The 7,983-nt window shown below is 44.1% G+C and carries 8 protein-coding genes; 6 read left to right on the top strand and 2 right to left on the bottom strand.

Translation table 11 applies throughout. From position 1 onward, the window contains the following. Positions 1-593: CZB domain-containing protein (locus Q0200_RS02845; protein WP_297937498.1), on the top strand; the 593-nt coding region annotated here is incomplete at its 5' end. Between the two features lie 329 nt (positions 594-922). Here Q0200_RS02845 and Q0200_RS02840 read toward each other — a convergent pair. After that, positions 923-1,129, bottom strand: coding sequence for a transcriptional regulator (locus Q0200_RS02840; protein WP_297937495.1), 207 nt, complete (start codon positions 1,127-1,129; stop codon positions 923-925). A 160-nt stretch (positions 1,130-1,289) separates the two neighbouring features. Here Q0200_RS02840 and Q0200_RS02835 point away from each other — a divergent pair, with 160 nt between their 5' ends. After that, a complete protein-coding gene (locus Q0200_RS02835) occupies positions 1,290-2,021 on the top strand; it encodes a DUF3944 domain-containing protein (RefSeq protein ID WP_297937492.1) in 732 nt (243 codons plus the stop codon). 287 nt (positions 2,022-2,308) lie between these two features. Here the strand turns inward: Q0200_RS02835 and Q0200_RS02830 are convergent, their stop codons facing one another. Beyond that, entirely contained in the window at positions 2,309-2,662 is a 354-nt protein-coding gene (locus tag Q0200_RS02830) for a histidine triad nucleotide-binding protein (protein WP_009493554.1), read from the bottom strand. Positions 2,663-2,785: 123 nt separating this feature from the next. Here Q0200_RS02830 and pheS point away from each other — a divergent pair, with 123 nt between their 5' ends. The 4 genes from pheS to Q0200_RS02810 form a co-directional block, all read left to right on the top strand. Next, on the top strand, positions 2,786-3,778 hold the full coding sequence (pheS, locus tag Q0200_RS02825) for a phenylalanine--tRNA ligase subunit alpha (protein WP_297937489.1): 993 nt from the start codon (positions 2,786-2,788) through the stop codon (positions 3,776-3,778). Further along, entirely contained in the window at positions 3,775-6,108 is a 2,334-nt protein-coding gene (pheT, locus tag Q0200_RS02820; protein WP_297937487.1) for a phenylalanine--tRNA ligase subunit beta, read from the top strand. The genes pheS and pheT overlap by 4 nt, the downstream gene beginning before the upstream one ends. Continuing rightward, positions 6,105-7,379 (top strand): 3-phosphoshikimate 1-carboxyvinyltransferase, encoded by a 1,275-nt coding sequence (gene aroA, locus Q0200_RS02815; RefSeq protein WP_297937485.1) that lies wholly within the window; start codon positions 6,105-6,107, stop codon positions 7,377-7,379. The genes pheT and aroA overlap by 4 nt, the downstream gene beginning before the upstream one ends. Then, on the top strand, positions 7,369-7,983 hold a 615-nt coding region (locus tag Q0200_RS02810), incomplete at its 3' end, for an AMP-binding protein (protein ID WP_297937482.1). The genes aroA and Q0200_RS02810, both read left to right, overlap by 11 nt.

The following is a 7,983-nucleotide window of genomic DNA, read 5'->3' as shown; positions in this document are numbered from 1 at the left end:
GGCGATTTGCCGTGCCATTGATGCCAGTTGCTGCCCCACAAAGACACCAGCGAAACGCCACTCTTGAAGTAGAGGTAAACATAAACGGGCTTAAACAAAGCTCAAACACGATGATAGGAATGAGCGAAAATTTCTCTAAAATTTCTGGCGACGTGATGCGCGTTTTGAGCGATTTTCAAGGCACTATCGCAAGCGTGAACGAAAACACGCAAAACATCCTAAATCAAGCCCTAAACGTTACTAATGAAGTAAACGTCAGCAACGGCAAAATCGACCATATAAATATGAAACTAAACGGTTATAGGGCGGTATTGCAAGGCGAATTTGAAAGCGTGCCGGATGTCGGTCACTGCCGTTTTGCTAAGTGGTTTAATGAGAAAGTAAAAAATATCATCATAAATGACTCAAAAACCGTACAAGATATCTCTCGCCATCACGAAAACGTGCATAACGGACTCGACAAAGCGATTAAAATTTTCTCAGATAACGGCAAAGATAATGCCGCGGGAGTGGAAATACTAAAAGACGTGGAAAACTCGAGCAAAGTAGGCTTTGAAACGCTTTTAGACGCGGTTAGAGCGGCTAGGAAATAATGAAATTTAACCGTCCTGGCAAAAGGTCGGCGGCGGTTAAATTTTAAAAAGATAAAATTTGCGGGTTTGACTATGTTTTTTGTTCTTGCTGATCGCTTAATATAAAAACTTGCCGAGCCGCTGTTATCGCTATCCGTGCGGCTTGCTGAGACGAATTTAAAATTCCCGTTTAAATTATAAGTGCAAATTTAATGTATGTTTCGCGGTGCGGTCAAATTTGGCAAATTTGATTTGTATCTAAAAATTTAGCGTCAAATTTGCAGTTTATCCTGTTTTTTATCGGCGCTGGATTTTTGGCGAATTTATCGCGTAAAATGCGGCTCCAATCCTCACTTCAATCTAAAATTTTGATTTTCTTCTGCGATTTTTTGAAGCTCGTCCAAGTTATTTTCGGCTTGTTTTAAGAGCTCGTCGAATTTAAACCCTAGCATAACGATACGGTAGAGTTCGGGCTTGTTTTTCTTCCAGTTATAAAGCGTTTTCGTATCTATATTTAAAATCCCCGCAATATCTCTTTTTGATAGATTATTTCCCATTTTTAGCCTTTTTATCGGGAATTTTCGAGAAAATAGGCTGACTTATCAACTAAGGAATAATTACTTTATATTTAGACTTTATAAGGATTTATTCCTTAAATTTAATATCTCTTAAGGCTCGTTTCGGTAGCATTCTTCAAATTTTAAATGAGGGGTAAAAATGGCGTACAAATTTGATGAGGATTTGGAGTTCTTGCGTGAGCTAAAAAGTAGCGATTTAAATGAGCTTGTTGATATTCTTAAAGGTAAAGATGGGGATGGAAGAATGACTGAAGAGCTGAGCGCTAAAGATGATTTTAAAAAATTTTATCCAGACCATCAAAGGTATATAGAGTTGATTTGTGAGGAGTTGCAACTTTTTGGCGGCAATACGATTGCAAATATGTTTAGAGGGCATGGTCTTTTATATAAAGAAATTTTATGCGACGTTTGCGATAAGTTAAAGGTTAATTATAATAAATCCCAAAATACTCAGATGATAGAACAGGGGTTATTTATGAAAATTTTATCGGACAGTCTAGATAAAATGAGCGAGGAGGATTTGAAAAATATTTCAAGCGATCTTGGACTAAAAACTACTAACTTTACGTCTCAAGCCGTTATGGGCGCTTTGCAAGTAGCAATTAAAGGAGGCGGATTTATGTCGTATAAAATAGCTCTCATCGTGGCCAATACTATCGCAAATATTATTTTGGGCAGAGGTCTTAGTTTGGCGGCGAATGCGACGCTTACAAGAACTATTAGCATATTTGCCGGACCTATAGGCTGGCTTATTACGGGTGTTTGGACTGCGGCAGATATAGCCGGTCCTGCATATAGAGTAACGATACCTGCGGTTATTCAAGTGGCTTTTTTGAGGCAGGTTTATTTGAATAGAGGTGAAGAATGTTGATGAAAATCTTTTCGACAATAGTTTGGAGTAAAAAAATTTGGGATTGGATCGAAGAGCAAGAAAGACTTGAAAGGCGTAGAAAACGCAATGCCGCAATAATCAGATGTGCAATTTACTCCGTCATTATCGGCGTTTTGTATTATTACGGCTTTACGGATAGCTTTTTTGAATGGATTTATAATTGGTGGAATGATTAAATTGAAACCAAAAACAGACGAACCGACCTAAATTAAAGGTTGGCTCGTCAGACAAAATTTACGCTCAAATTTCGAGCGTAAATTTAAAATTTAAAACGTGCTTTGCGGATCGGTTGCAGTATCCACCCAGCCGAGCTTTGCTCCGGCTAGCAGGTGAAAGTGCAGATGCATGACCTCTTGGCCGCCGTTTTCGCCGCAGTTTGTAACTAGGCGGTATCCGCTCTTATCCACGCCCATTAGCACCGCGACCTCTTGGATAAATTTCGTCATCTCGCCCATCAGCGCCCCGTCCATCTCCTGGAAATTTTCAAAGTGCTTTTTCGGGATGATCAAAATGTGAATCGGAGCCTTTGGATTTATGTCGTTAAAGGCTAGGAATTTATCGTTTTCTAGCACTTTGTTGCAAGGTATTTCGCCCGCTACGATTTTTTCGAATATCGTCATGATTTTCTCCTGGTTAAAATTTGGCTTAATTATAACAAGTAAAAGTTAAAATTTTCCGCTTTTTAGGCAGATTTTATCAAATTTTGACTACAATCTATCCTAAAATTTAGTAAAGGTAAAAACTTGCAAGAGTATAGAGAAAGTATCGCAAAATGCGGGAATTTGGCGGATTTAGACAAGATTCGCGTCGCGCTACTGGGCAAAAAGGGCGCGATCACGTCGGAGTTTGCTAAGCTTAAGGATATGGACGAAGCGGCCAAGAAGGAATTTGCGGCAAATTTAAACAAGCTAAGAGACGAATTTGAAGGGCTTTTAGCGGCTAAAAAAACCGAGCTTGAAAGCGGCGAGATAAAAGCCAAAATGAAGGCTGAGGCTATCGACATCACGCTATTTAACGAGCCAAGCGGTGCGGGCGCACTGCATCCCGTGATGGCTACGATGGATAAGATCATCGAGTACTTTATGATGCAAAATTTCTCGCTCGAGACGGGACCGCTGATAGAGGATGACTTCCACAACTTCGAGGCGCTAAATTTGCCTAAATACCACCCTGCGCGCGATATGCAAGATACGTTTTATTTTAAGGATTTTAGACTGCTTCGCACGCACACTAGCCCCGTGCAGGTGCGCACGATGATGAGCAAAAAGCCGCCGATTCGCATGATAGCGCCCGGAACGGTGTTTCGCCGAGATATGGATCTAACGCACACGCCGATGTTTCATCAGGTAGAAGGCCTCGTGGTCGAGGAGGGCGGCGCGGTGAGCTTTGCAAATTTAAAATCAATGCTTGAAAATTTCTTAAAATACATGTTCGGCGACGTTAAAGTGCGCTTTCGCCCTAGTTTTTTCCCGTTTACGGAGCCTAGCGCGGAGGTCGATATCAGCTGTATTTTCTGCCACGGCGAGGGATGTCGCGTATGCAAGCAAACGGGCTGGCTCGAGGTACTAGGATGCGGCGTGGTCGATCCAAACGTCTTTAAGGCCGTCGGTTACAAAAACGTGAGCGGATACGCATTTGGGCTTGGAGTCGAGAGATTTGCGATGCTGCTTCATCAAATTCCTGATTTGCGCTCGCTTTTCGAGGGAGATTTAAGATTATTGGAGCAGTTTAAATGATAATTTCAAGAAATTGGCTAAACGAATGGCTGGACATCTCAAGCGTAACGAGCGAAACGCTGTTAAAGACGTTAAATTCGATCGGACTTGAGGTCGATAGCTTTAAAGAGATCAGGGTACCTAAAAACATCGTCGTAGGCTACGTAAAAAGCAAGATAAAACACGAAAACGCCGAGAAACTAAGCGTTTGTCAAGTGGATGTGGGCGGCGAGACACTACAAATCGTCTGCGGCGCTAAAAACGTCGAGGCCGGACAGTTCGTACCGGTGGCGCTATCAGGCGCCGTTATGCCTAGCGGACTAGAGATAAAAAGGGCAAAACTACGCGGCGTCGAGTCAAACGGTATGATCTGCTCATCCGTCGAGCTAGGCCTCGTAAAAACAAACGACGGCATAATGCCGCTAGATGAAAGTATCGGCGAGCTAAAACTGGGTAAGGAAATTTGCGAATATCCGCTACTAAACGATGATATCATCGAGATCGAGCTAACGCCAAACCGCGGCGACTGCCTAAGCGTCTACGGCGTAGCAAGGGACCTGTCGGCTGCGCTTGATCTGCCGCTAAAAGACGCCGCCAGGTACGAAGAGGGCGAAAATTTACTCGGGATCGGGCGTATTTTAGCTATCCACGCCGAGGAAAATTTACAAAGCAGTTTTCAGTACCGCGCTTTTGAGATAAAAGAGTATTTTGATGAAAATTTGCTGATGAAGATCCGCTTGGCGTTGATCGAATGCGATAAACAAAATCGCATCGAGCGCCTGCTGGACTACGCTACGCACTCAACCGGCGTGCTTTTTAGCGCGTATGATTACGCCAAGCTCAAAAAGGACGACGAGCGCGCTGTTTTTGATCTGCAAAAGGGCGCAAATTTGGCGACTGAAATTTTAGCCGGCGGCGAGCTTTTGGGCGTTGGCGGCGTATATCAGACGGACGCGGCGAGGCTTGACGAAAACAGCAAACTAATCATAGTAGAGGCTAGCTACACCGATCCCCAAGTGATCGCGACCACCGTTTACGAGGATAAGCAAATGCCTAGGCAAGCGCAAGCTTATCGCTCGCTAAGAGGCAGCGAGCCAAACGTCGGTTTTGGAGCCGATTTTTTATTTAGACAGCTAGCCGCGCTAAAATCGGTAGCGCTTTATGCGGGCTCTCAGCAAAGCGTAATGACGCGCGAACCGAAGGTTGTGAGCTTTACGATGAGCGAAATGCAAAAAATGATCGGTCAAGAAGTCGCTCAAAACGACGTCGTAAGGATACTTAAAAAGCTTGGATTTAGCCTAACTTTTAACGCCGAAAAAGAGGGTGCGAATGCCAAAGTGCCGTTATTTCGCCACGATATCGTAAATGCGCAGGACGTGTGCGAGGAGATCGTACGAATGGTCGGTATCGACAATATCGCCTCAAAGCCGCTAAATTTCAGCGAAGCAAACCGCATAAACGATACTTTTGTAGGCTACAAAAATGCGCTAAATTTGCGTAAAAAAGCCGCTGCGGCCGGATTTTTCGAGAGCGTGCATTATGTATTTGACGACGCGAGCGAGCTAGCGGCGCTTGGTTTTGCTCCTTGCAAACCCGAGATAGCCAACCCGATAAATAGCGAGCTAAACACGCTAAGGCCGACGCTTGCAAATCACTTGCTAAAATCGGCCGAGCGAAACGTAAAAAATCAGCGAAAATCGGTCAAAATTTTTGAATTCGGCAGCGTATTTAGCCAGAGCGGAGAACAAAGTGAGAGATTTGGCTTCGTAGCTAGCGGACTGACAAAAGAACCTAGCCTGCTAAACGGCGCAAAGCCTTCCGATATCGACTTTTTGGGCTTTGCGACGGCCGTTAGAAACGCGATCGGCGAATTTGAGCTAAAAGCGTGCGACGACGTAAAATATCTAAGCGAATTTGAGCAAGCTAAAATTTATCAAAACGGCGTTTGCGTGGGCTATATCGGTCGCGTGGACGTGCGAGTCGAAGCCGCGCGCGACCTGCCGCGAACCTATCTTTGCGAGATAGAGTTTGAAAAGCTTAAATTTGATAGCGCGGTCGTCAAAGCCTACTCAAAATTCCCGGCTATCAGCAGAGACCTAAGTTTAATTGTGCCTAAAACCATGAAATTCGAAGCGATAAAAGAGTGTATAAATGCGCTAAAAATCGAGTGTCTAAAAGAATTTGCGCCAGTTGATATATATTCAGACGATAAGCTCGGAGACGACGTAAGTCTGAGCGTCAAATTTAACTTCCAAGATATACAAAAAACGCTTGAAGACGAGGAAGTGGCGGCGATAATGGATAAAATTTTGGACGCTTTAAAGCAAAATTTAAATATCGGACTAAGATGAAAGTTTACGCATTAAGAACGCCGATAAGCGCGAGCCTGGAAAACATCGCTGCCGATAAATCTATCTCGCATAGATGCGCGATATTTTCGCTTTTAAGCGATAAGCCAAGCTGCGTGAAAAACTATCTAAAGGCCGAGGATACGCTAAATACGCTAGAGATCGTAAAAAATTTAGGCGCGCGTATCGAGGAAAAAGATGGCGAGCTAATCATAACTCCGAGCGCAAATTTAAAAGAGCCTAGCGTTGTTTTAGAGTGTGGAAATTCGGGCACGGCTATGAGGCTTTTTATGGGCTTTTTGGCCGCTAGCGAGGGCTTTTTCGCGCTAAGCGGAGATGAGTTTTTAAACCGTCGTCCGATGGCGCGAGTGGCTAAACCGCTGATCAGCGTCGGAGCTAAGATAGACGGCGCAAATTGCGGAGATCACGCGCCTTTGGCTATCCGCGGCAAGAAGCTGGAGTATTTTAAATTTGATAGCAAAATCGCCTCCGCGCAGGTAAAATCGGCTCTGATTTTGGCGGGACTAAAGTCAAACGGCTGCGAGCTTAGCGAGCCTGAGCTTAGCCGCGATCACACCGAGCGCATGCTAACAGGTATGGGCGCTAGTTTGCAAATTTTACCGCACGGTGTCAAAGTGGAGCCGATGAACGCGCCGCTAAAACCGCTTGAAATTTGCGTTCCAAACGATCCTAGCTCGGCGTTTTTCTTTGCCGTAGCCGCTGCGATAATCCCGAATTCCCACATCGTACTAAAAAATATGCTGCTAAATAAAACGCGCGTGGAGGCCTTTAAAATTTTATCCAAAATGGGCGCGCAAGTAACGTTTAAAGAGATTTCGAACACATACGAAAGCATCGGCGAGATCGAGATAAAACATGCGCCACTAAAGGCCGTGGACGTGAGCGAAAATATCTCATGGCTGATCGATGAGGTGCCTGCGCTTGCCATCGCATTTGCAAATGCGCAGGGTACAAGCAGCGTAAGAAACGCAAAAGAGCTTCGCGTAAAAGAGAGCGACCGCATCGCGATCATGGTGCAAGGGTTGCGAAAATGCGGACTTGAAGTCGAAGAATTTGAAGACGGCTTTAGCGTGAAAGGCGGCGAGGCAAACTGTGCTATTATAGATAGCAATGGCGATCATCGTATCGCGATGAGCTTTGCGGTGCTTGGGCTAAAATGCGGAATGGTTATAGAAAAGAGCGAATTTATCGCGACTTCGTTTCCAAATTTTAGCGGGATTTTAAGACAACTGGGAGCTAGCGTTGAAGATTGAGCTTGCTAGTAGTTATGGATTTTGCTTTGGTGTAAAAAGGGCGATAAAGATAGCTGAAAACGCTGGAGATGCCGCAACTATCGGTCCGCTCATCCACAACAATGAAGAGATAAACAGGCTTGAGAAAAATTACAATGTAAAAACACTTGAGGGCATAGACGAGCTAAAAGATGAGAAAAATATAGGCATCTTACTACCTAGCTCAAGCATCGCAGCTATCGTAAATATGGCGCTTCTTGCCATGGGCAAAGTGAGCGTAAATTTAAACTACACACTAAATGAGACCTCGCTAAATCACGCTCTAAGAAAGGCAAATATAAACACAGTTATCACCTCTAGCAAATTTCTTGAAAAGCTCGCACTTAAGGGCTTTGATCTAAAAGATGCGATGAGCGGCAAGGCTAAATTTGCTGAAGATATCTCAGCTAGCGTCTCAAAAAAAGATAAATTTTTAGCGCTTTTAACCGCGTTTTTTGCTCCAGTTTGGCTTATTAAGCTTTGCTATTTTAAGCGTGTAAACTTAGAAGATACAGCTACTATTTTATTTAGTAGCGGCAGCGAAGGCGAGCCAAAAGGCATCGAGCTAAGCCACAAAACTTTACTT

This window comes from uncultured Campylobacter sp., from assembly GCF_938045225.1.
Taxonomy (GTDB): domain Bacteria; phylum Campylobacterota; class Campylobacteria; order Campylobacterales; family Campylobacteraceae; genus Campylobacter_A.
The sequence above is the reverse complement of the archived record's forward strand: the minus strand, read 5'-3'. Positions and strand labels throughout refer to the sequence as shown.

Excerpts from the sequence above, each read along its gene's own strand:
- aroA (WP_297937485.1), top strand. The coding sequence starts at position 6,105 with ATGAAAGTTTACGCATTAAGAACGCCGATAAGCGCGAGCCTGGAAAAC.
- Q0200_RS02835 (WP_297937492.1), top strand. The coding sequence starts at position 1,290 with ATGGCGTACAAATTTGATGAGGATTTGGAGTTCTTGCGTGAGCTAAAA.
- Q0200_RS02830 (WP_009493554.1), bottom strand. The coding sequence starts at position 2,662 with ATGACGATATTCGAAAAAATCGTAGCGGGCGAAATACCTTGCAACAAA.
- Q0200_RS02840 (WP_297937495.1), bottom strand. The coding sequence starts at position 1,129 with ATGGGAAATAATCTATCAAAAAGAGATATTGCGGGGATTTTAAATATA.
- pheT (WP_297937487.1), top strand. The coding sequence starts at position 3,775 with ATGATAATTTCAAGAAATTGGCTAAACGAATGGCTGGACATCTCAAGC.